Origin of the sequence: Bifidobacterium sp. MSK.13.1 (assembly GCF_019131435.1) — a bacterium.
In the GTDB taxonomy this organism is placed as follows: domain Bacteria; phylum Actinomycetota; class Actinomycetes; order Actinomycetales; family Bifidobacteriaceae; genus Bifidobacterium; species Bifidobacterium pseudocatenulatum.
Window position 1 is genome coordinate 213,892 of the sequence record NZ_JAHOMM010000001.1, and the last position, 21,757, is coordinate 235,648.

Consider the following 21,757-nt stretch of genomic DNA (forward strand, 5'->3'; position numbering starts at 1 on the left):
CACGCCGACCGTCCACATGTTTTGCCCATACCGGTTTTGCGGTTATTCACACGACGACGTTGAAATCCTCGCCCTTGCAGAATGCCGCAACGGATTGGACCACCTGTCTGGTGATGCCCACATAGGCGCCATCGGTGCGCCACGCGGTGTGCGGGGTGAGGATGATGCCTGGAATCGAACAGAGCGGATCGTCGGCAGTGAGCGGCTCGTGTTCGAACACATCGAGCGCCGCAGGAATGTCGCCTCGCTGGAGTCTGGCGAGCAATGCGCCCGGTTCGATGATTTCCGCACGGGCCGTGTTGATGAACATGGTTCCCGGTTTCAGAGCTTCGAGGTTTTCCGCAGTGACGATGCCTTTTGTGGAGTCCAGCAGCGGCATATGGATGGATACCACGTCGGAACCGGCAATCAGCTCGTTCATATCGTTGACTGGAGTGATATTCAGATCGGCGAACACCTGCTCCGGCACATGGGAGTTCCATGCGGACACGTTCATGCCCAAAGCTCCGGCGATGCGTGCCACGGTCTGACCGATGCCGCCAAGGCCGATGATGCCAAGCTTCTTGCCGTACAGCTCGTAGCCGTCGGCACCGTCCCAATCGCCTGTTTTGACTTGCCTGTCGAGTTTGCCGACCTGTCTGGCGAGTTCCATAAGCAGTGCGATGGTGTGTTCGGCCACGGCATGGTCGCCATAGTGCACCACATTGCATACGCGGATTCCACGTTCCTTGGCTTTGTCGAGATCGATGTAACTGGCCACGCCGGTGCCGCCGAATGCATAGCATTTGGCGTTCAACCGATCGAGGATGGAATCGGCGCAGTGGAATCCGATCACCATGATGGCGTCAGCTTCGGCGCAACGTTCGACGATGGTGTCTTCGTCAAGCGTGAAATCCTTGTACATGCGCACGCGGGCAATGTCTTTGAGCAGTTCGAAGTTCTTTTCGAACGGTTCGATCATCGATTCGATGATGACGGGCATGACCACCAGTGGCAGATCGGTGCGTTCCGGTTGGGTTTCGTAGATTTCCATGTTTTCACCTCACATTGTATGTTCGAGAGTTCTTACGCATATGCGACTCACGGCATGAGGCATATTGTGCCACGGAAAACTACTGGCCAGATGAACTCGTTTGCTCCGCGGTAATATTCCATTCCTTGACCACGTTCTGATCGGCGCCCATGGAATAGAGCACGTCCCAGATGCGTTGGCGCACATTGGCGTCTTGCGTTTCGTCCCAGCAGGTGCCGTCAGGATGATCGCTTGCAAGGGAACACCATTGGTATTTGCCTTGGGTTTCGTTGGCACTGGGCACCCAGTCAATGCGGTTGACACGCCACGAACCGGCCACGCCTTTCTTGCCCGCGAATTGAATACGCGCGGTAATGCCTTGATTGTTCACCAACGTGTCCGCAGTATTGGCCGATTCGGTCACGGCATTGCCCAAACCGTAGATGATCCAAGTGCCGTTGTAATTCTCGACCGGCTGCGCGCAATGGCATCCAGCGCCATAAATCACGTCGAACGCACCGGTATCGGCCAGTTCATGAGCCTCACTTTGCTGCCAGGAATCAGCGTAATCCAAATACTCCTGCACGGAATGCATGGCTATGGCCACCACATCGGCACCCTGCTCGCGAGCGGCCTTCGCTTTGGCTACCGCCTTGTCGATATCGGCTTGGTGGTTCGGGTCTCCGGATTCACGCAGACGATCCACACGCCAGTCGTAGTCAGGCGTCTGCGCGTTCAACGACACGGTTCCCGCAATCAGACCGAGCTTACCGCCACCGGTAGGCGAATCGATGACCAACGGCTTATACGAATCCTCTTCGGTTTTATAGGAGCCGGTCTGGGCGATGCCATCCTGATCAAGTGTGTCCCACAAGCGCGCGATGCCGTCAGCACCTTGGTCCCAGGAATGATTCGACGCATGCGTGCAGGCGCGATACCCCACGTTTTTCGCGGCGTCGGCCACTTCTGCCGGAATATTGAATACCGGATAGCCCGTATATGGACCGCCTCGCTGCGCGATAGGTGTTTCGAATTCGCATACGGCAATGTCGGATGCATCAATGTATTTGCGCATCGGCTCGAACAAGCCGGTAAAGTCGAATGCCGTGCCATCCGTGGCCGCGGTGTTGGCGCTGGCATACTGGTTCCAAAGCCCCTCGTGGAACAGCAGATCACCGTTGACAAGCATGGCGATGCAGTCGGTGTCGGGGCAATCCGGAGAATTGCCATGATGCTCCGCAGACTCAGTCGCCTGCTTCTTTTCAACCGTTTTCGGCTGGCTTACCGCCGTCTCCGGCTTCACGACAGCATCGTTCTGCTTCGGTTGAAGACTATGCACCAACAGCCAAGTTCCCGCCACAAGCACGACGGCAAGCACCGCCAATGCCGCAAACACAAGTTTGCGACGGCCGGCCGCAAGCACTTCCGGATTGGTCGCGTGCACCGCCTCTTTCCTGTATTTCATGGCGCCCCTGCCTTCCTCTGGGCCTTCTCAACTCATCACTTCAAGAATAACGGATATGCCCTTGCTTCTACACCCCGAAGCTGGCGATATTGTTACCGTATTTTCGACGCACCGCATCAAGCGCCGCCTCCGCGCCACGCAAACGCGCCGAATGCGTCTGCGACTGGGCGCTGCCGCCGGAGATTTCAGCACGCTGTTCGACTTCGTTTTCTTCGAGCAGATCATCCAGCGAAGGCTGAATCACAGCTTCTTCGGCAAGTACAAGCCCACTGGCGCTCATTCCCGCCAAACGCACGGGGCGCGTAAGGGAAATGGCATGCGCAGACTCCGGAGCCATGCCCATCATGGAGAGCAGCAGATTGGCACATTGCGGGTAGAGCACGCTCGCCGCATCCGTAGGACAGCCCAGTGTGTGCCCTTTTGTTGCGTAGCTCAAATCCGGAAACCGAAGTTTGACCATGACTTTACGAGCGAGGAAACCCCTCCTGCGCAAAGACGTGGCCACGTCATCGCAACACCAGCGGAGCATGGAGCACACCTGCCGCATGTCTTGCGTATCCGCATCGAAGGTGCGTTCCGCGCCAATCGATTTTTCCTGCGTATACGGCACGACGGGTCTACCATCCAGTCCTCGGGCCGCCTGATACAGCCCACGCGCGGAAATAGCCGATCCAGTAGCCTGTTCCAACGATTCAAGACTCATACGCGCAAGATCGGCAACGGAGTTGACGCCCCACGCATTCAGTCGTTTCTCCAAAGAAGGCCCAATGCCGGGAATGCCACGCAATGGCATCATCTGCACGAATTGCGCATGCCGCGCCACAGGAATCATCAACATGCCGTTGGGCTTGGCATTGGTGGATGCCATTTTGGCGACCAGCTTGTTTGCCGCGATGCCTACGGAACAGGTGACGTTGTAACGCGAAACCACCTGTTCGCGAATCCACGCCCCAATGGCGCGAGGACTCCCCCACCGCAACAGCGCCCCGGAAACGTCCATATAGCATTCATCGACCGATACCTGTTCGATACGATCGGTGATCCGACTGAACACTTCCTCGAAAATGCGATGCGACATCGCGCGATAGTAGCGCATGTCGACCGGAAGGAAAATGCCGTTCGGGCAGAGCTTTTGCGCCCTGGAACTCGCCATGGCCGAATTAACGCCGTATTGGCGAGCCTCGTAGCTGGCTGCGGACACCACCGAACGGTTGCCCACGCCGATGATCACCGGCTTGCCGCGATATTCCGGATGCCTCGCCACCTCCAAAGATGCGTAGAAGGCGTCCATGTCGATGTGCAGCACCGTGCAGCCAGCCTCGTCGTGACCCCAGTCACGTTTGGCTGCTGCGATTCTCGGTGCGGTGCTCATGGTTCCATGATAACCGTTTTTCGCAAGATATTGAAACAAATGTTCGAATATAGTGCCGCACCTTAACGCAACGGCGTGTCGGCAAACCCGAAACCAGCATGGCAGCACAATCCCACAACACGTATTTTCGTTGAAATTTCAACGTTTTCTCATCTTTTTTGCGAGATATGGTGTTTTGCCCGCAAATGGATGGTATAGTTGCATGCTGTTGCGCCGTGAAAACGGTAAAACAGTGGAGTCATGCCTGAGTGGCCGATAGGGGCACCCTGCTAAGGTGTTAGTCGTTTTTAGCGGCTCGAGGGTTCGAATCCCTCTGACTCCGCCTTGAGGGTTTTCGGAGAAATCCGGAAGCCCTTTTTCATGCCAAAACGGCGGAATACCAACGATTTCAAGACATACGGCACAAACAGAGAATGTACGGAAATGTACGCCAATGTCAACATTTCCGGTACCCAGCAAGGTACCCGAGTTGAGTACCCAACAAGACATGCTGACGACTGCACTGCACATACGCCATAGTGTCCGCGCTAGTCATGAGCGGGGGGGGGGAGTTCAGTCTTCCTCATAATCACCCCCGTTCACGCTCACCGCCACGTCCAACGATTGAGACGCCACCGACGAACCAGCCTACGGAAACGGTGAAAAGTCGGATAATCAGTCTCGAAATCCTCCTGCACGCGCAACGGCAAACCATTATGCGGCAGGGACGATCCACAAAGACCTTCCCTGTTTACATATCAGTATTTATACATCAACGGCATGCCGTCACAGGCCGAATGCTTTTCGATCCATTTCGGTAAGCCAATCCGTCCGCATGCCCGGTTCTTGGCATAAATGCATGGCGGGGCATTCCTCACCGATGCAAGGATCCCATACAGGAAGCGGCGTTCCGTCACGGTCCGTTCCGTTGGGATCGCCATTGGCGGCAAAATTGGTCCAGTACAACCCCATTCGCCTTGCCAGATCGTAATGCCATCCAACGAACGGACGCCAGCATTTCGCAAGGCTTCCAAAGGAGAACCACAGATCGGACGAGTGGAAGGCTCCGGCATCATCCCCCGGCATAGCGACATCGAAATGATAGTAGTATGGCGCGGTCCCACCGCTTGCGGTCCATTTGCGGATCAGCGTGAGATTGCCGAGCTGGCCGACATGCACAGGCTTCCCATCTTCAGTCGCAGCGATGAACTCATTGGTCGTGTTGCCGACCAGCATGTCGACGTTGTTGGCCTTGCAGCCCTCGACGATACGCTCCTCCTGATCGGGAAGGAACAGGCCGTCCACGCATGGCACCCAATTGACGATCATCGACCAGTCATCTTCACGTCCGCTGTCCGGTGGAACAGGCAGGGACTCGGCGGCTTCCAATACCGTTCGGGCCGGGATTGCACGGGCCTGCTCCAGCGTGGAGACACCCAATGCTTCGAACAGACGGATTCCATTGGCCTGCGCATGCTCCAGCGTGTCCTGCCGCGCATTGAAATGCCCTAGGCCTGCGCCGGATTGCATGATGGCTTTCTGAAACAGGCCATGATTCATCGGCGAGCAGATCTGGGCCAAGACGCTGGCGGCACCGGCCGATTGGCCGAAAACCGTGATGTTTTCCGGATCTCCGCCGAACTTCGCGATGTTTTCCTTCACCCATTGGATTCCGGCACGCTGATCCAGGAATCCGAAATTCGCATATGGTTCGCCGTCGCCGCGTTCTACGGCCTCCTCATGCAGCAAAGGGTGCGTCATAAACCCAAATGCATTCAGACGATAGGCCACACTGACCACAACGACGCCGTTCGCGGCGAGACGTGTGCCGTCGAATTCCTTTTCACATGTGCCGCCGCATTGATAGGCTCCGCCGTAGATCCAGACCATGACCGGCAGCTTTTCGGAGGCTACCATGCTATCCGCACCATATCCGCGTAATGCCGGAGTCCAAATATTCAGGTAGAGGCAATCCTCGCTCATCGGCACGGCCGGATCGGTGCCCCATTCACGATCATAGAAATCATTGGAGGCGCCCGGCGTCGGCTGCATCGCGGTAGGCCCGAAATCGAAGGCTTGCAGCACACCATCCCATGGCAGGGCCGGCTGCGGCGCACGCCAGCGCAGACCGCCGACGGGAGGCTGGGCGAACGGAACCCCTCGGAACACGGTGATGCCCTGATCTTCAGCCGCCAAGCCTTCGACAGTTCCTTGCGCCACTATGACCTGTCGCTTCATTGCTCTCTTTCCTTCGTATCCGGCGTCGAATACGCAAAGTCGCAAAAATCGGCGATTCCACCGGTCTCTTTTGTCGAATACAGGAACAATCCGATACGGCAACCTGTGAAATGATCCATTTTGAAGATCATCCGGTGCGCTGTCCCCAATGGACACCATTCGGATTCCGGCGTATCCGCATCGCGGTAGAAGAACGTCACTTCATCCTTGCAATCGGTGAAATCATATACCGCGCGCAGGCGCATGCAATCCGCATCCGCCATGATTTCCGCATCCGTTACGGCTGGACTGTCCCAATCATCGTCGGAGAAGATGGAATCGTCATTCGCCGGCTTGTATTGGACGGTCAGCATCGTGCGGCCGTTCCTTCGCGTAAGCGCGATGTAGGAATAGCATCCTTGGAACGCCGCCAATCCGGCGAAGTCGCCATCATGCAATGTCGACGCGTCGACGGTGACTTCGGCCACCGTCACCGGCCCCATCGTGCGCTGCGTCAGCGTATTCCATGCATGATTGAGATTCGAGCTGATGCGTCCGGAATGCAGGCGGAATGCTCCCGGACGTTCCGTCAGTGACCAGTATTCGTTATGTGGGATGTGATTGAACTGCCAGTATGGCCGCAGACAGTTGGCATCGACTCCGCCTTCGGCGTTATGCCGGGCTATGAATTCGCTGCCGTTGATGGGCGTGACAGGTTCGGCACAGCTTGCAGCCGGCACGCTGACCGACTGCGGCACTTTGCCGTTCTCGCCGACAACGGGGAATCCGTCCTCGCCGAACCGCATCGGCATCAGTATCGGCACGCGTCCCACACCGCCGCGGTCCTGCATCATGAATGCATACCAGTCGCCGTCCGGAGTGTCCACCATACCGCCTTGCGCGACTCCGTAACCGTGGAAGGACAGGTCGTCTTCGATAATTTCACGCACTTCGAAAGCGCCATCCAAGGATTCGGCCATCAAGCAGGCTTCTGTTTTGCCCTTGCCTTGCGGGAAGTGACAGGTGAAGACGTAATAGCGTCCATCATGCTTGTACAGGTGACTGCCCTCATAACCAAGGTCAGCCTGCGGATCGTCCTGCACGATGACCCGGTCGAGCCCACCCGGCATCGGCCCGCTTAATTCAGGATTCAACTCCGTGATGCGCAATGTCGACTGCCCATGTACGACATAGGCTCGATCATCGTCGTCAAAGAACAGTCCGCTGTCGTAATAGAAGCCGTCAAGCTCACGCTTTCGCCATGGGCCGCATGGATCGTCCGCCGTCAGCAGATAGCTGGCATGCGTATCGTTGGCGGCGAACAACACATACCAGGTGCCCCGATGGTAACGCAGTGACGGCGCCCACATGCCTCGACCGTAGGCGTTGGCACCTTCACATTCCAAACGTTCTTCAGGGGTATCCGCCACGATATTCAATGCGTGCGCAATGAATTCCCAATGCACTAGGTCATAGCTGCGCAGAATATCGCACCCGGGTGTGAAATGCATAGTCGTAGTGGCCATGTAATACACGCCCCCGACCCGGATGATGTCTGGATCAGGAAAATCCGTGTAGACCATAGGATTAGTTGAGGTAATCATCATTCATACCGATACTTTCCGCTCAACGCCAGCATGGCGAAAGCATAGAGGAAATTGTCATAGTAACGACGCGTGCCGGTTCGCATCGGCGTATTCCACAGCATGCGCACCCATTCACGGGCATTATGCTCCGCGTCGGGCTGGGCCGAATGCACCGCCGCAAGTGCGCCTTGCGCGGTCGCGGCCAGGAATCCGACCGGATGAAGCACGACCTCGTCCACGGCGGTGCCGTCGATGGCGTAGACGCTAGTACGGTCGTGGGTCAGGAAGAATCGCTGCAGCGCGGCGACGAGGTCGCACAGCACTTCCTGCGGACCGTTCCAGGCTGCATCCAGCCCGATATTCGCCGCGGTACGGTAGGCGTCGGAATAGAAATGCCAATGATTGGACTCGTCGACATGCGGCTTTCCGTCATAATCCGCGTATTCAGCGTTCATGCCGGTCCGCTCGTCGCAGGCCGCCTGCAGATAGCGACGGCTTGCGGCGGCTGCCTCATGCCAAAATGGACGGTCTTCTTCGTCGGCCTCTTCGGCGAATACTTCATAGAAGTGCGGCAGATGGTAGGACGGATCGCTCCACTCGGTTTCCGGAATGAACTTGATGAGCTTGTTGTCGGGATTCCACATGGGCTCGCCGTCGTAGCGTTCGCCCTTATGAACGCAATATCTCAAGATCTCGCGTCCCCATGCGGAATATTCGTAGATATCCTCGCCATCACCCCAGCGACGGGAGGCGAGGAACAGGTCCATCGCGAAATATTCCTCGCCGTCAGGTGCAGGACCATTCGAGTTCGGCGTACCGTCCGGCGCGACCGACCATGCGAAATAATGCGCATGATGACCGTCCTCCATGTACATGTGACGCATTACCCAGCCCCACAGCTTGTCGAATACGTCCTTACGGTCGTATTGCAGGGCGATCATCATCGCATAGCTCATACCCTCGGTACGTACATCGTTGTTGCCGGTGTCCATCACATAGGCAAGACCTTCGTCGTTCTCCCAATAGAATTTGTTCGGACCTTCGAAAATTTCATGCCAGACCTGTGACACGCGCTTATCGATGGCGTCCTGGGCATATCCGCACTGTGCGAACATGGACTCGCCCAATGTCTTGTTGGTATCGGTTGCATTTGTCATATCAGTTGTTCCATTCCCAGATTCGGATGCGATTCTCTCCGGAGACAAGACCATTCAACGCCCCGGCCTTGCGTTCCGTTGCCGTCAAGGCTTGTTCCAGCAAGTCGGTGTCCAGCACATAGTCACTGCCATCGGGCTGTTCATAGCGTTCCTCCACGATGCGAGGCACGCCGAGCATATCGCTGGTGACGACCTGCATCCTGGTATCGGCGACGGCCTGTGGCACAGTGCACCGCAGGTACAGTCCATCGGGTTCTTCGACCAATGTCACCGGCATGGGCTCATCACACGCAACGCTCGTGGAGGCGGTGCCGCCGAAGAACGGGGCGTCCTCCTGCATACGCTCCGAATCGTCGGCCGCACCTTCCTGCTTGTTCAGCCCCTGTGCGCCGGACAGATAGATGTTGCCGCCCGCGTATAGAGATTGCAGAGGATTGCGCTCGCCACCACCCTGCGAAGGATCTGCCCACATGGCCCGCTGGCGTTCCAAGTATTCATGCATCGACATCGGGCAATCGCTGTAGGCGGACAAACCATATTCACCGACGGTCGGTTTCACCGGTTGCGGCGCGAACATGTTGTTCAGCCAACGCTCATCGCCGCCGGATACCACAGCGCACCCGGCCACCTCGGCGGTGTGCGGATAGTGATACGGCGTGGAACGGTCGGGGACGGTATGCGGTTCAATGCCGCCGCAAATCAGATTGTTGACGAAGGCACCACCTTGCGACCAGTTCTGGAACATCACCGGCGAGGCGAAAACGTTATTGTCCACCAGATACGGCCCATGACTCACTTCAATCATGAGGTCACGGACGTTATCGTGGAACACATTGCGCGTGATGCGCGTGCCCTGCGTCTGCCAATCCATCCACATGCCCAGCGAGCAGTCGTGGATGTTGTTGTTGGCAATGACCGTATCCAATGCGGCATGGAATTTGATGCCAGCGACCTCCCATCCGAAGAATTCACGCTTCAACGCAATGTGATGGACATGGTTATGCTCGATACGGCAGAATGCGCTGCCCATATGTCCGACGATGGCATTCTGTCCACACTCGTAGATGTCGTTGTTGCGTACGATATGACCGCCGATCAGCCCCTTTTCCCAGCCGATGCGACGGGCCTTGAACACGGCCTCCAACTGGTACTGGTAACCGGTCTTACGCTCGGTTTTCGCCCACTCGTTGTCACCGGATGAGATTTCCTTGCCCAATGACACCGCGGAGAATTTGGCGTCATGCAGCACGTTGTCTTCGATGATCCAGCCATACGACCAGTTCGGGCCGATCATGCCCCACTGCTGCGAGGTAGGCGGCGCCCAATCTCCAGTGGCCTGCGCCATTTCAAAGCCACGCACGGTGATGTAGTTGACATGGTTGCGGGAAGGGAAGAAGCATGTGCGACGAACACTGACCTCCACCAGTTCCTCATTCGGATCGGCACCTTGGAAATTCGCCCAGATCGTTGTGGTGCCGGCATTCTCGTCCACTTCGGCATGCCATACATAACGTGTACGGTCCATATCCGGCACAGGGCAGGGAATCTTCAACGCGAAATCCTCATCCGTATCACGCGGCTGCGGATCGTATACGCCTTCCAACGTCGTCGATTCGAAGAAGGAAACACCGTTGAGATACACATCGCCAAGATGTTTGTCCGGATCCTTGCCGAACTTGGGCATTTCCAGCCAGTCACCGAAAATCGGGGTCACGAATGGATTGAAATCCCCGAACATCGTATTATCAAGCACCACCGTCCACACATGCGGGTGATCGGCCAATTCCGTCCAGCCCTGCACGCATTCCGAGCCTTTGATAACCGGCCGTGCTTCGCCTTCGGCTCCGCAGTAGGTGATGCGCTCATGTTCACTCAGACCGCCGCGTTTCGGATCGACTCGTTCGCGGTATACGCCTTCATGCACGATTACCGTATCACCCGGAGAGGCCATCTGCGCGGCCTTGGAAATCGTGGCGAACGGATGCTCCGCGTCACCGCACGCAGCATCGCTGCCGGTTGGTTTGACATGGTATTCAAACTTCATTGCTGAATCTCCTTATCCAATATCGGATGTGGGAATACAAAGTCTTTCTCCTTTGGCGACATGCACGAACACACATCTTCATGTTTCGTAAATGCTTTAGCATTTCAGTCAAAGCATTGCTTGATTATATGACTTGATTTTCAAGAAAGTCAAGTCACTTAACTAAATACTTAAAATTTTTGTTACGAAAGTTCTATATGCAAATATTTACGAAACTTTCGAATAGATTTAAGTATTCCAAAAGCAGGAAATTACAGGCTTCCGCCCAAACATGATTAACTGCGAAAACTATTTACGCTGTCCCCGGCAATAGCGTTATCATCGATGCTTCATTGGCCGACAAACTGACACTGTACTGGGGAGAGCTCTCTCACTGCGCCACTCGCACGCCCGGTTCCGTGACCGCCATGGCAATCGTACCGACAAGCCTTCACCCGATATATCGAGCCTCCCGGCTCCAAGATGTCAAAAGGCACGTCGCCCGTGCAGACCAATCCCCCTCCCGTATGGATGAAGGAGATCTCAATGCCGTCATCCTTGTGAATCGCCATGACAGGAAGCGGCCCCATCGGCTCGCAATCACATCCATAAACCAACGACTCGGCAGCCGTTGTCAAGCGCTGCGCGACATGGCGCTTATCCAAAGGATGCAGGTCATTGTCCTCTCCATATCCGATCGTCACCACCATCGCCGTGTTTCACAACGTCAAAGCGCGCCGTTGTTCATCACGCAGCCTTGGCCAATCGCAATCGGGTTCCAAAGTATAGTTCGGCAATTGGGCGAATATGAATGGTAGTTCCGGACGCTTGAACAGCGCACACCACTCCTGGATCAGCGACATCAACAGCTGCGCATAGCCATAAGACGCATGGGCGTTGGACTCCCTCTGACTCCGCCGATAAAGGGCTTCCAGCGATTGCCGGAAGCCCTTTTGCATATCGGCTTAGCGCGCCAAACGTTCAGCAGCGGAAGCGATCGCCTCGTCGCTGGCAGTGGCGGAGAAACGCAGACATTCCGGCGCACCATAGAACTCGCCGGGGCTGGCGATGATGCCGATCTTGGCAAGCTGCTCCATATCGGTCCAGCAATCGCCCGACTTGGCTCTCACCCACACATACAATGCACCATCCGGCATGTCGGTGCAGTATCCGTAAGCACGCAACGCGCTCACCAACACGCCGAGACGTTCCCGATAGCGCGCATGCTGAACCTTGACGGATTCCAGATCACGCAGTCCGGCAGCCATCGCAGCCTGCACCGGACCGGGAATAATCTGACCAATCTGCTTGCGATATGCACTCATCGATGCAATCAAAGACTCATCTCCGGCAATGAACGCGGTACGATACCCAGCCATATTGCTCTGCTTGCTCAACGAATACAGCACCAGCACGCCTTCAGCGGAACCCGCACACACATCACTTCGCAAAGCGCACGGCGTCGATTGCAGCGGATCATCATCAGCACTATTCGTAGCACCCCTCCACTGCATCAGCGCATAGCATTCGTCGGAAAGCACCACCGCGCCGATCTCACGCGCAGCTGCGACAATGCCAGCCATCCGCTCGGCCGAATACACCTCGCCCGTCGGATTGCAAGGGGAATTCACCCACACCGCTTTGACGCCGGGCACATTGCGCCACGACGCAACATCAGCCACATCGTCGACCTTAAGCACCTGCGCTCCAGCCAACTGCGTGCCGATCTCATACGTCGGGTACGAAACCTTCGGCTGCACCACAACATCATCCTCACCGAAATGCAGTAGCGACGCCATCAACGCAACACCCTCTTTGGAGCCGACTGTAGGCACCACATCAGCATGGATCGCCTGCAAATCAACATTGCGAGCCGCCGAAAACCATTCAGCAATCGCAGCACGTAAATCGGCAGTACCTGCAGTAGCCGGATATCCATACGCATTCGGATCATTCGCCGCCACTGCGAGCGCCTTGCGCACCGAGTCGGGCACGGGATCGACGGGAGATCCCACGGACAGGTCGATCATGCCTCCGAACGCGGCTTTTGCCGTGCGCTTGTATGCTGCGATACGCGACCAATCGTATGGCGAAGAAAACTCATGAAAGCCCATCGTGAAAACTCCTTATAATCCTCTATAAACAAAAAATATGCGGCCTCTTCCAACGGGAAAAGGCCGCTTTCAAATGCCGATCACTGATTTTGCGGCGGCAGAGCAGCTACCTGCTCCGGATCCTTACCGATCGGGCCGGCTGCGGAAGCGCCGCCCATATCGCCGACTTCAGCGAAGAAGCTGACTGCGGCATCCTTGTACCAGGCCCACTCGTCTGGCAGATCATCTTCATAGAAGATGGCTTCAGTCGGGCACACCGGTTCGCATGCGCCGCAATCCACGCATTCGTTCGGATTGATGTACAGGGAACGGGAGCCCTCGTAGATGCAATCGACCGGGCATTCGTCCACGCAGGCCTTGTCTTTGACATCGACGCACGGCTGAGCGACAACGTATGGCATGGTTACCTCCTTAACACTTACCGTTCAAGACTACTCTTGATTGCCAACTTCCAGCTCTCCCGTACCAAGTCGGGCGTGGCGGTAGCCGTAGCCGAAGTAGATGCAGAAGCCGACCGCAAGCCAGACCACGAATCGAATCCAGGTGAGCACGCTCAGGTTGAGCATGAGCCAGATGTTGGCGAGCGCGATGAGGATAGGCACCCATGGATTGCCGGGGATTTTGAAGACTCGCTTCAGGTCGGGGCGCTTCTTGCGCATGATCGGAATAGAGATGGAAACAAGGGTGAATGCCGACAGCGTGCCGATGTTCACCATGTCGGCAAGGATACTGACGTTGCAGCTGGCTGCGATGAGTGCCATGACCACGCCGACGGCAATCTGCAGACGCACTGGAGTGCCGTGCTTGCCCGTGTGACTGAGCGAGCGCGGCAGCAAGCCGTCTCGGCTCATGGCGAACACCACGCGGGTCAGGCCGAGCAGCAGCACCATGACCACGGTGGCCAGACCGATCACAATGCCAAAACTGATGATTTTGGCGGCCCAGTCAGCGCCGACCATTTCGAATGCCGTGGCAAGCGACGGATCTTTCTGCTTGGCGAGGTCTTTGTAGGAGACCATGCCGGTGGTGACGATGGCGACGAGGGTGTAAAGCACGATGATCAGTCCCATGCCCACGCCTATACCCAGCGGAACGTTCTTCTTCGGATTGACGGTTTCTTCGGAAGTGGTGGCGACCACATCGAAGCCGAGGAACGCGAAGAACACGAGCGCGGCTCCGGAGATGATGCCGGCAATGCCGTAAATGCTGGGGGTCATGCCGGTGGCCCACTGCCACAATGGCTGTTCCATGGTTGCGGCCAACCCGGATCCGGTGGCGGTCGACGGTTCGCTCGGTGGAATGAATGGGGTGAAGTTCTCGGCTTTGACGTAGAAGAATCCGACGATTACCACGAATAGCACGATGGCGATTTTCAGCATGGTAAGCGCGCCGTCGACCCGTGCGCCGATTTTCGTGCCGCACACCAAGAGTGCCGTGAAGAAAGCTACGACGATGATTGGCGCGAAATCGAAATTGAATGATCCGATGGTGACGTTGGTATTGATATTCCATCCGACAAGTCGGAAGAAATCGTTGAGATAGACGCCCCAATATTTGGAGACGACGGAGCCTGCCATCAGCATTTCAAGGATCAAATCCCAGCCGATCACCCACGCGACGATCTCACCGACGGTGGTGTAGGTGAAGGTGTAGGCGGATCCCGCAACCGGAATCATGGACGCGAATTCGGCGTAGCACATTACGGCCGCACCGCATACCACGCCGGCGATGAGGAAACTGATGATCACGGCCGGACCCGCATGGAAGGCTGCCGCCTGCGCGCCGATGGAAAAGATACCCGCGCCGACGGCCACGGCCACGCCCATAATGGCCAAATCCCACCAGGTCAGGTCTCGTTTCAGGGAGCGCCCCGACTCCTCTGTTTCCGCCAGCGTCTGTTCGACGGATTTCTTACGTAATACGTTCATTGCGTTTCCCTTCTCCCTTCGTTCTTACGTTTACTTAAGGCTCATGCCGATGACGACCGGTTCGGGAACGAGACGAATGCCATATGCCCGTTCAACGCCATCCTGCACGGTTTTGGCAAGTTCCGCGATATCTGCAGCTGTGGCTCCGCCGCGGTTGGTCAATGCCAGCGTATGCATGGTCGAAAGCCCCGCTGCGGCATTTCCGCTGGCTTTGTAGCCCTTATGGAATCCCGCATGATCGATAAGCCATGCCGCGGATGTTTTGACGCCCGGCGTGCCATCCGGCAAGGTCGCGTCGAATCGTGGCGCGTCTTCGGGAAGCTTTGCCGCTTGTTCTTTGGTGAGAATCGGATTCATGAAGAAGCTGCCGCAGCTGTGGCGATTGTAGTCGGGTTCATCGTTGCCTGTCTGCGTGCGCTGTGCGTCATGCGCGATGGCGACCAGTTCGCTCTTTTTGGTGCCTCGCATGGCTTCGGTCAGATATCGATGGGAATCTTCAAGCATGCCTTTGGAGGCGCGTACTTTCAACACGGCGTTGCGAATATCCGCGGTCGCCATACGGTCGCCCACTTCCACGCCCAATGCTTTGGCGAGCTGGCCGTAGCCAACTACGCCGGTTTCGCTGTGATGCAGCGCGAAAGTAACGGACAACACCACGTAGCGCGGTGTCGGGAAGAAGTCGGCCGCAGGCGTTGCCGGAGCGCTGTACATGCTCGCTTTGAGCGCGCTCATGCGATAGCCGAAATGCAGGTCCTGATTGGTGAGCTCCTTGGTCTGCTTGTTTTTGCGATCCCAGACCTCCACGCTTTCGACGCTGGATGCGACTTCCTGGCCGTATGCGCCGATATTCTGCACGACCGACGCGCCGACAGTGCCTGGAATGCCGGAAAGTCCTTCCACGCCCTCCAAGCCGAGGTTGACGCAGTAGTCGACGAAATCATCCCAATTGCAACCCGCTTCGGCGTTGACATGCACGATTTTTTCGCCGTTTTCGACGGGAGCCGCCTCATCAAGCACGCTTACGGCGTGTCGCGCGTCACGCACCACGACACCATCGAACGGCGTGTCGGCCACGAGCATATTGGATCCGCCGCCGATCACGCACAGCGGCAATCCTTTGGCGTCGGCATCCTCGACGGCTTCGATAACGCCGACACGCGAGGTCGGTTCGATAAAGGATGCGATTGGTCCACCTACGGCGATGGTCGTGAGATCTGCGAAATTGGTCATGATGCTTAGCTTAGCGTGCGGGGAAGGCAGTTGGAAAGGTGTCAAGAAAAGGTTGAAAGAAAACAAAAAACCCGACCATATTGGTCGGGTTTCATAAAGCTTTGAACTCGTTCAGCGGGTCTCGCGATGCACGGTCTGCTTGCCGCAGCGGGAGCAGAACTTCTTCAGCTCAAGACGATCCGGCGTGTTACGGCGGTTCTTCGTCGTGATGTAGTTACGCTCCTTGCACTCGGTGCATGCCAGCGTGATGCCCGGACGAATGTCGGCGCTCTTGCTTGCCATTTAAGTTCACCTCTTGTGGTTCGTTGCTATGCCGACGTTCCGTCGACCTTTGTAGCGAGAAAGAGACTCGAACTCTTGACCTTACGATTATGAGTCGTACGCTCTAGCCAGCTGAGCTATCCCGCCATGAGAGCCTCGAGTGAGAATCGGACTCACGACCTCTTCCTTACCAAGGAAGTGCTCTACCACTGAGCTATCGAGGCGTGGCGGATAGTGGATTCGAACCACTGAAGCACGAGGCGACTGATTTACAGTCAGTTCCCTTTGACCGCTTGGGAAATCCGCCGTGCTGCCTGTTTGGTTGAACCCCAACCGGCAACCCGTTTAGTATGCCACAGATCATGCGATTAACGCAAATACGGCGTGTCGCGGAAGCCAAAAAGTCTCAAAATCGTTGAAATTCCAACGATTTCTCACTATCAGCCACATGTCGGTGTCAATCAGAGCAAATCCTCCCGAAAAAAATTCCAAAAAGAAAAAACACGAGTATTTCTTCCGAACCTTCCCTGCAGACCATCTGAACAGCGACGCCAACACCAGCACGCCAACGCCAATGAACACGGCATACATCGGCCGCGCACGGCCTATTGCAGGAACCCCAAGTGCTTGAAATCAACAAGACCCCGCCAACGCAACGATTGTTCACCAATCGTTCGCTGACGGGGTCTTCAAACAGCTACGCGCTACGCTCAGCCGAGAATGGCCAGAATATCGCGGGCGGAGACGATCAGGTAATCCTCACCCTGATAGTGCACCTCGGTGCCGCCATACTTGGAGTACAGCACCTTGTCGCCGACCTTGACGTCGACCGGAATGCGCTCGCCGGCGTCGTTGCGACGGCCCGGACCGACAGCCAGGACTTCACCCTGCTGCGGCTTCTCCTTGACATTGTCCGGAATGAACAGACCGGATGCGGTCTGGGTTTCAGCTTCCGCCTGCTTGACGATGATCTTGTCTTCCAACGGTGTGAGTGAGATCGACACTGTGGACCTCCTCTTTCTAAGAGAAATCGTTACTTACCGCGCCGGGACCCGCTAGCAAGAGGCTGACGATCACTTACGGCGTCGTCCTTTCGCGCTGAAACATATCCTAGCGCGATTATTAGCACTCTGCCAACTCGAGTGCTAACGCTGAGAGCAAAATATACGAAAAAGCCTGAAACCATGCGGTTTCAGGCTGATGTTCTTTACGCTTGTTCGTATGTTTCGTGCGTTTCGTGCGTTCGCTTTCCCTCCGTCACGCCCCGCGACGGGCCATGATGGACGCCAAACCCACACCCAGGGAATCGGAGGTGACGCTGGGAGCCTCAACGTCGGCGCTGACCTCGGAGTCGTGGAATCCCACGGTATCCACGTCCTGCAGATGCACACCAGCCTCCACACGGGCTGCGGCCTCGTCGGAATCCATGTTGCTGATCGCGTCGGTCGGCACAATCAACGGCTCGACATTGTCGGAAACCGTACTCGCAGTCGGAGGCACGGCCTTGGCGACCTGACGAGTGGACTTGATTTCCATGCTTTTCGGAGCGGCTGGCGCGATATCGTTACCGTTGCGTGGCGATCCCAACGAGAACGAAATCAGATCCTGCGACGCGCCGGCCACGGCGGACGAATCCGCATCGCATGCATCCACACCCTCGGTTTTGGCGATTTCATCACGCTCATCGTGGATGGACAGACCGTTCTTCTTATCCGGCACGACTTGCGCATCCGCAACGTTCGGTTCCGCAGCGGATTTCGCTTCGGTTTCCTCCTTGCGTTTGCTTACAACAACATCACGGTCGGCCTTGCCGCGATCGATCGCCTGACGGATCTCACCTTCCGGCATAACATCGGTCGGCACCTGAGATTCGGCGATCCTGCGAATTTCCGCAAGCTCCTGCTCCCGCAAACGAGCGCGCTCCGCCTGCTCTTCCTGGGCGCGCTTGCGCTCTGCCGCAGCACGCTTCCTCATCTTGGAACGATACTTGGCGACTTTCCGCTCCCACGCTGCGGCCTGCTTGGCGGCCCTCACCCCCAAAGCGAGCACTCCAGCAAGCAGCGACGCAGGAATCAAAGCAAACAACGGACTGAAATGCAACACAAACGCACACATCAACACGACGATTGTGATCACCAGCATCGAGACAACAATAATCCGCCTTCTGCGGATCGCGGCACGACGAAGGGCACGGACATGCGCGATCCTTTCGTCGGTCAGCTTGCCCTCATGCGTCTCGTTGGACTGCATTATTGCCCCTTTCGCCTTTGCGGCGGTCTCATCGGAGAATCGCGTTCCACTGTCGGCATCCACCAGATGCAGCGACGGCGAAAAGCGGTCCTCTCGGTGCTCGATTACCCGCTTCATGCCTTTGACCGTCCGTTTGGGCAGCCAGAAAACCATGAGAATAATCACAATCGCAAGCACCACAACCGTGCTTAACGATTCATAACCCATAACTCATAAGAATAGGTGACATTCCGACATTCTCCGGGGTGCACGCCCCCGCGTGTCGAACATGTGCGCGAAAGCGCGTGTCGAACCTCGCCAACGGCTCACTCGCCCATCAACCGTGCGGTAAAGCCATTCGGTGCGTACTCCGGCAGCAACGCATACGATTCATGGTCACGCCATTGCCCGTTCACGAACATGTACGCCTTGCGCATCCCCTCATAGGATGCCCCCACTTTGAGTGCCACCTTACGTGAACGTTCGTTTTCGGGAAGCAAGTCGATCTCCACACGATGCAATTGCGGTCCGGAAGGGTCGAACATCGCCCAATCAGCCAATAGCGTAACAGCCATCGGCGCATATCCACGCCCCGCACACCGCTCATCGACCCAATAGCCAACCACGCCGGTACGCATGGCGCCATAGCAGATGGCCCCTAACGAAATCTGGCCGACGATACGCCCATGATGCTCGATGGCGAACACCACTCCGGTGCCGTTTCGCTCGTTGCATCGCATCGCACGCACCCACTCGTTGAACGACATCGACGCGCCATGCACCGGATCCCCGGATTCCCAAGGCTTCAACCAATCGTCGTTGCGCCAGCGGACTTCGTTCCATTCGTCGCAGTCGTCAGTAGTCAGCGGACGCAGGATTATGGGAACGTGAAGCCCATGTGCCTGAATGAACCGCGGAACATCAATGGCATTGGGATCCGAACGCATCATGCCCCGTAAAGATCGCAAAATCGTCACGCCCTCATTCTGCCATACGCATAACATTTCCGATTGCGCGCAACCATCCCGTGGTACAACATGCGGTATGACCACGAACATGCAAGCCGACGTCATGGAAAACAGCGTCTGTGACGAAGCCGCGAACCAACGTGAGCTGAAAAAGCAATGGCGCGCACACGCAATCGCACGAAGAAAACAGACCAGTAAGGAGGAACGACTGGAAGCCGGCCATAAGTTGGCCGAACAGGCGCGGAAGGCGAATCTCATTCATTCGTTCACCACGGTGGCCGCATTCGCGTCCATGGGCAGCGAAATGTCGATGATGCCGATGCTGCAGGCATTATTCGATTCGAATTGCCACGTGCTGGTGCCACGGCTCGGATCCGGCATGGATATTGGCTGGAGCGAACTTGGCGACATTCACGATCTGCAGGACCAGACCAACAGCGACGGGTCCATCAATACGCACCGCCCGCAAGAGCCGGGCAATAGCGCAAACGGACCTGAAGCGCTGAAAAACGCCGGTCTGATCATTGTTCCCGCCCTTGCTGTCGACCAAGAGGGATTCCGTCTGGGACGTGGCGGAGGGTGGTATGACCGCGCGCTCGAGTATCGTGCGGCCGGTGCACGGGTGGTGGCGGTTTGCTGGCCGTGGGAGCCGACGGACAAGCCTGTTCCGCACGAAGACCACGATATTCCCGTCGATGGCGTGCTCACTCCGAACGGATTTACGGCCATACGCGAATAAGACGTCCGAAGATAAGACGTTCACGCAGCCGTCTCAGGGAACGTACTAGGATATGTCCCGTTAAGAAATTTGAGAACCTGGTTGAAGCGAGGATACTTTGCCTACTTACCATTACCGTTGCAAGAACTGCAACTACGATTTCACCGAACAGCAGTCATTCACCGACGATCCGATCACCGTTTGCCCGGAATGCGGCGAAGAGCAGGTCCGCAAGGTGTATTCCGCCCCGCCGATCGAATTCAAGGGATCTGGTTTCTATCGCACCGACAAGTCCAAGTGAGCGAAAACGAATACACGTAACCGAGCAGCCGAAGCAAGGAAACGAGCCAAATAACCAGGGTCAGCAAACCTTGGAAAACAAGGCGACACGCCGAATCCTGTGGATAACTCGCATCCTCCGACCACAACCCTCGATCCGGCTTGCGCAGCAACTATTCGTAAGGTCATCATGCATGAATGGTGACCTTTTTTCATGACCTTAGCCAACGTCTGCAAGGCACGGACGGCAAACACACGAACCGCGCACCGTCTTCGGCGCCTCATCGACGACGACGAAACGCGCAATTGCATCGTCTACTTGCTTCGCTGTGCGCCGGACTTGCCATATTCGCGGCCCTGCAGTGCGTGCGATTGACGATTTCCACGCAATCCGTCGTCATTGCGGCGAAGTCCATCGCCAAAGGCGGCGTGATTTCCGCGGATTCGCTTGCTTTGCGAGATATTCCATACGATGAGGCCCTGCGCAGCGTTGCTCACGATATCGATGATGCCGTCGGGCTGATTGCCCAAGTGGATATTGCGGAAGGCAGCATCGTCACCTCGGCCATGGCTCGCGCTTCCCCCGTTGTTCCCAAAGGATATACGGCGGTCGAAGTTCGGTTGGCGAGTTCCGCCGACAGTCTGACGATTGGCGATACGGTGACGCTTTCCAGCGCCACGATGTTCAGCGAGGCCACGCCGGAAACGGTACCGGATATGGATGCGGTGTCGTTACGTGAGCTGTGCACGGGAGCGATATTGACCGCGAAACCTTCACGGAATGCGGACGGCGACACGCTTGCGGTGTTTGCCATGCCTCCTCATGAGGCGGCAACCGTATTGCAGGCCCAAGAATACAGCGCGATCATCGCCATCGTCGGTTCGTAACGGCATTCCCAAGCGAATCCGCAGCACCATCATGCGGAATATATGAAATTCGGGAGGCCTGAACGTATCAGAACCTCCCGTATAGCAGACGAACGTCAGCGCTCCCGCTCGGAGAACACGCCCCAATGCGGTGGCAGCTCGCCCAGAATACGCTTGTCGTCGTCAGCATTGCGCTGGCGTTCGGTAAGCACATCGGACGGTTCAAGCTTGACGCCATCGGCATCGAACAGTTCCGTACCCTGCCGAACCACACGCTTGTGTTTGCGCGCCGTACGGCGGGTGGCGGAGTATCCGGACACCACACGCACGGCAGACTGGTCAGATTCCGCGG

General features: G+C 56.7%; 19 protein-coding genes and 4 tRNA genes. 4 read left to right on the forward strand and 19 right to left on the reverse strand.

Features of this window, described 5'->3' with window-relative positions; genetic code table 11:
- Positions 1-46: 46 nt before the first annotated feature.
- From KSY55_RS00975 to dinB, 3 genes are all read right to left on the reverse strand, one after another.
- Positions 47-1,033 carry a D-2-hydroxyacid dehydrogenase family protein gene (locus KSY55_RS00975; RefSeq protein ID WP_022245317.1) on the reverse strand — a complete coding sequence of 329 codons (987 nt, stop codon included), beginning with the start codon at positions 1,031-1,033 and terminating at the stop codon, positions 47-49.
- A 79-nt stretch (positions 1,034-1,112) separates the two neighbouring features.
- On the reverse strand, positions 1,113-2,477 hold the full coding sequence (locus KSY55_RS00980) for a CapA family protein (RefSeq protein WP_217749429.1): 1,365 nt from the start codon (positions 2,475-2,477) through the stop codon (positions 1,113-1,115).
- A 67-nt stretch (positions 2,478-2,544) separates the two neighbouring features.
- Positions 2,545-3,849, reverse strand: a complete 1,305-nt coding sequence (gene dinB, locus KSY55_RS00985; protein ID WP_022245315.1) for a DNA polymerase IV — start codon at positions 3,847-3,849, stop codon at positions 2,545-2,547.
- A gap of 234 nt (positions 3,850-4,083) precedes the next feature.
- Here dinB and KSY55_RS00990 point away from each other — a divergent pair.
- Positions 4,084-4,171, forward strand: a tRNA-Ser gene (locus tag KSY55_RS00990).
- A gap of 443 nt (positions 4,172-4,614) precedes the next feature.
- Here KSY55_RS00990 and KSY55_RS00995 read toward each other — a convergent pair.
- From KSY55_RS00995 to KSY55_RS01065, 15 genes are all read right to left on the reverse strand, one after another.
- The gene (locus tag KSY55_RS00995) at positions 4,615-6,066 is read right to left on the reverse strand and encodes a carboxylesterase/lipase family protein (protein WP_195219997.1); all 1,452 of its coding nucleotides are present in this window, start codon (positions 6,064-6,066) and stop codon (positions 4,615-4,617) included.
- Positions 6,063-7,652, reverse strand: a complete 1,590-nt coding sequence (locus tag KSY55_RS01000; RefSeq protein WP_217749430.1) for a glycoside hydrolase 43 family protein — start codon at positions 7,650-7,652, stop codon at positions 6,063-6,065. Before KSY55_RS01000 ends, KSY55_RS00995 begins: the two co-directional genes overlap by 4 nt.
- Positions 7,649-8,788, reverse strand: a complete 1,140-nt coding sequence (locus KSY55_RS01005) for a glycosyl hydrolase family 8 (protein WP_217749431.1) — start codon at positions 8,786-8,788, stop codon at positions 7,649-7,651. The genes KSY55_RS01000 and KSY55_RS01005 overlap by 4 nt, the downstream gene beginning before the upstream one ends.
- 1 nt (position 8,789) lies before the next feature.
- Entirely contained in the window at positions 8,790-10,832 is a 2,043-nt protein-coding gene (locus KSY55_RS01010; protein ID WP_217749432.1) for a right-handed parallel beta-helix repeat-containing protein, read from the reverse strand.
- A gap of 944 nt (positions 10,833-11,776) precedes the next feature.
- Positions 11,777-12,925 (reverse strand): succinyldiaminopimelate transaminase, encoded by a 1,149-nt coding sequence (gene dapC / locus KSY55_RS01015; RefSeq protein WP_065446765.1) that lies wholly within the window; start codon positions 12,923-12,925, stop codon positions 11,777-11,779.
- Between the two features lie 80 nt (positions 12,926-13,005).
- Positions 13,006-13,326, reverse strand: a complete 321-nt coding sequence (gene fdxA, locus KSY55_RS01020; RefSeq protein ID WP_003836048.1) for a ferredoxin — start codon at positions 13,324-13,326, stop codon at positions 13,006-13,008.
- A 30-nt stretch (positions 13,327-13,356) separates the two neighbouring features.
- Positions 13,357-14,853, reverse strand: coding sequence for an APC family permease (locus KSY55_RS01025; protein WP_034879952.1), 1,497 nt, complete (start codon positions 14,851-14,853; stop codon positions 13,357-13,359).
- Positions 14,854-14,883: 30 nt separating this feature from the next.
- On the reverse strand, positions 14,884-16,083 hold the full coding sequence (locus KSY55_RS01030; protein WP_217749433.1) for a UDP-N-acetylmuramate dehydrogenase: 1,200 nt from the start codon (positions 16,081-16,083) through the stop codon (positions 14,884-14,886).
- A gap of 111 nt (positions 16,084-16,194) precedes the next feature.
- On the reverse strand, positions 16,195-16,365 hold the full coding sequence (rpmG, locus tag KSY55_RS01035; protein ID WP_003807891.1) for a 50S ribosomal protein L33: 171 nt from the start codon (positions 16,363-16,365) through the stop codon (positions 16,195-16,197).
- 52 nt (positions 16,366-16,417) lie between these two features.
- Positions 16,418-16,491 (reverse strand) — tRNA-Met (locus tag KSY55_RS01040).
- Between the two features lie 5 nt (positions 16,492-16,496).
- Positions 16,497-16,568 (reverse strand) — tRNA-Thr (locus KSY55_RS01045).
- Between the two features lies 1 nt (position 16,569).
- A tRNA-Tyr gene (locus KSY55_RS01050) sits at positions 16,570-16,651 on the reverse strand.
- 403 nt (positions 16,652-17,054) lie between these two features.
- Positions 17,055-17,348 carry a co-chaperone GroES gene (groES, locus tag KSY55_RS01055; RefSeq protein WP_217749434.1) on the reverse strand — a complete coding sequence of 98 codons (294 nt, stop codon included), beginning with the start codon at positions 17,346-17,348 and terminating at the stop codon, positions 17,055-17,057.
- A gap of 253 nt (positions 17,349-17,601) precedes the next feature.
- On the reverse strand, positions 17,602-18,801 hold the full coding sequence (locus KSY55_RS01060) for a hypothetical protein (RefSeq protein WP_217749435.1): 1,200 nt from the start codon (positions 18,799-18,801) through the stop codon (positions 17,602-17,604).
- 98 nt (positions 18,802-18,899) lie between these two features.
- On the reverse strand, positions 18,900-19,523 hold the full coding sequence (locus KSY55_RS01065) for a GNAT family N-acetyltransferase (RefSeq protein WP_095279207.1): 624 nt from the start codon (positions 19,521-19,523) through the stop codon (positions 18,900-18,902).
- Positions 19,524-19,617: 94 nt separating this feature from the next.
- Between KSY55_RS01065 and KSY55_RS01070 the strand changes: the two genes are divergently transcribed.
- The 3 genes from KSY55_RS01070 (at position 19,618) to KSY55_RS01080 (ending at position 21,426) form a co-directional block, all read left to right on the forward strand.
- Complete coding sequence (locus tag KSY55_RS01070; protein WP_081291258.1) at positions 19,618-20,280, forward strand: 5-formyltetrahydrofolate cyclo-ligase; 663 nt, start codon at positions 19,618-19,620, stop codon at positions 20,278-20,280.
- Between the two features lie 97 nt (positions 20,281-20,377).
- A complete protein-coding gene (locus tag KSY55_RS01075; RefSeq protein ID WP_022245303.1) occupies positions 20,378-20,560 on the forward strand; it encodes an FmdB family zinc ribbon protein in 183 nt (60 codons plus the stop codon).
- Positions 20,561-20,844: 284 nt separating this feature from the next.
- Positions 20,845-21,426 carry an SAF domain-containing protein gene (locus tag KSY55_RS01080; RefSeq protein WP_226556791.1) on the forward strand — a complete coding sequence of 194 codons (582 nt, stop codon included), beginning with the start codon at positions 20,845-20,847 and terminating at the stop codon, positions 21,424-21,426.
- 95 nt (positions 21,427-21,521) lie between these two features.
- Here KSY55_RS01080 and KSY55_RS01085 read toward each other — a convergent pair whose 3' ends face one another.
- Positions 21,522-21,725, reverse strand: coding sequence for a hypothetical protein (locus tag KSY55_RS01085; RefSeq protein WP_171025350.1), 204 nt, complete (start codon positions 21,723-21,725; stop codon positions 21,522-21,524).
- Between the last annotated feature and the right edge of the window lie 32 nt (positions 21,726-21,757).

Bases quoted from the DNA above. Each gene is read 5' to 3' on its own strand.
- KSY55_RS00975 (WP_022245317.1), bottom strand. From the start codon at position 1,033: ATGGAAATCTACGAAACCCAACCGGAACGCACCGATCTGCCACTGGTG.
- KSY55_RS00980 (WP_217749429.1), bottom strand. From the start codon at position 2,477: ATGAAATACAGGAAAGAGGCGGTGCACGCGACCAATCCGGAAGTGCTT.
- dinB (WP_022245315.1), bottom strand. From the start codon at position 3,849: ATGAGCACCGCACCGAGAATCGCAGCAGCCAAACGTGACTGGGGTCAC.
- KSY55_RS00995 (WP_195219997.1), bottom strand. From the start codon at position 6,066: ATGAAGCGACAGGTCATAGTGGCGCAAGGAACTGTCGAAGGCTTGGCG.
- KSY55_RS01000 (WP_217749430.1), bottom strand. From the start codon at position 7,652: ATGATGATTACCTCAACTAATCCTATGGTCTACACGGATTTTCCTGAT.
- KSY55_RS01005 (WP_217749431.1), bottom strand. From the start codon at position 8,788: ATGACAAATGCAACCGATACCAACAAGACATTGGGCGAGTCCATGTTC.
- KSY55_RS01010 (WP_217749432.1), bottom strand. From the start codon at position 10,832: ATGAAGTTTGAATACCATGTCAAACCAACCGGCAGCGATGCTGCGTGC.
- dapC (WP_065446765.1), bottom strand. From the start codon at position 12,925: ATGGGCTTTCATGAGTTTTCTTCGCCATACGATTGGTCGCGTATCGCA.
- fdxA (WP_003836048.1), bottom strand. From the start codon at position 13,326: ATGCCATACGTTGTCGCTCAGCCGTGCGTCGATGTCAAAGACAAGGCC.
- KSY55_RS01025 (WP_034879952.1), bottom strand. From the start codon at position 14,853: ATGAACGTATTACGTAAGAAATCCGTCGAACAGACGCTGGCGGAAACA.
- KSY55_RS01030 (WP_217749433.1), bottom strand. From the start codon at position 16,083: ATGACCAATTTCGCAGATCTCACGACCATCGCCGTAGGTGGACCAATC.
- rpmG (WP_003807891.1), bottom strand. From the start codon at position 16,365: ATGGCAAGCAAGAGCGCCGACATTCGTCCGGGCATCACGCTGGCATGC.
- KSY55_RS01060 (WP_217749435.1), bottom strand. From the start codon at position 18,801: ATGGGTTATGAATCGTTAAGCACGGTTGTGGTGCTTGCGATTGTGATT.
- KSY55_RS01065 (WP_095279207.1), bottom strand. From the start codon at position 19,523: ATGATGCGTTCGGATCCCAATGCCATTGATGTTCCGCGGTTCATTCAG.
- KSY55_RS01070 (WP_081291258.1), top strand. From the start codon at position 19,618: ATGACCACGAACATGCAAGCCGACGTCATGGAAAACAGCGTCTGTGAC.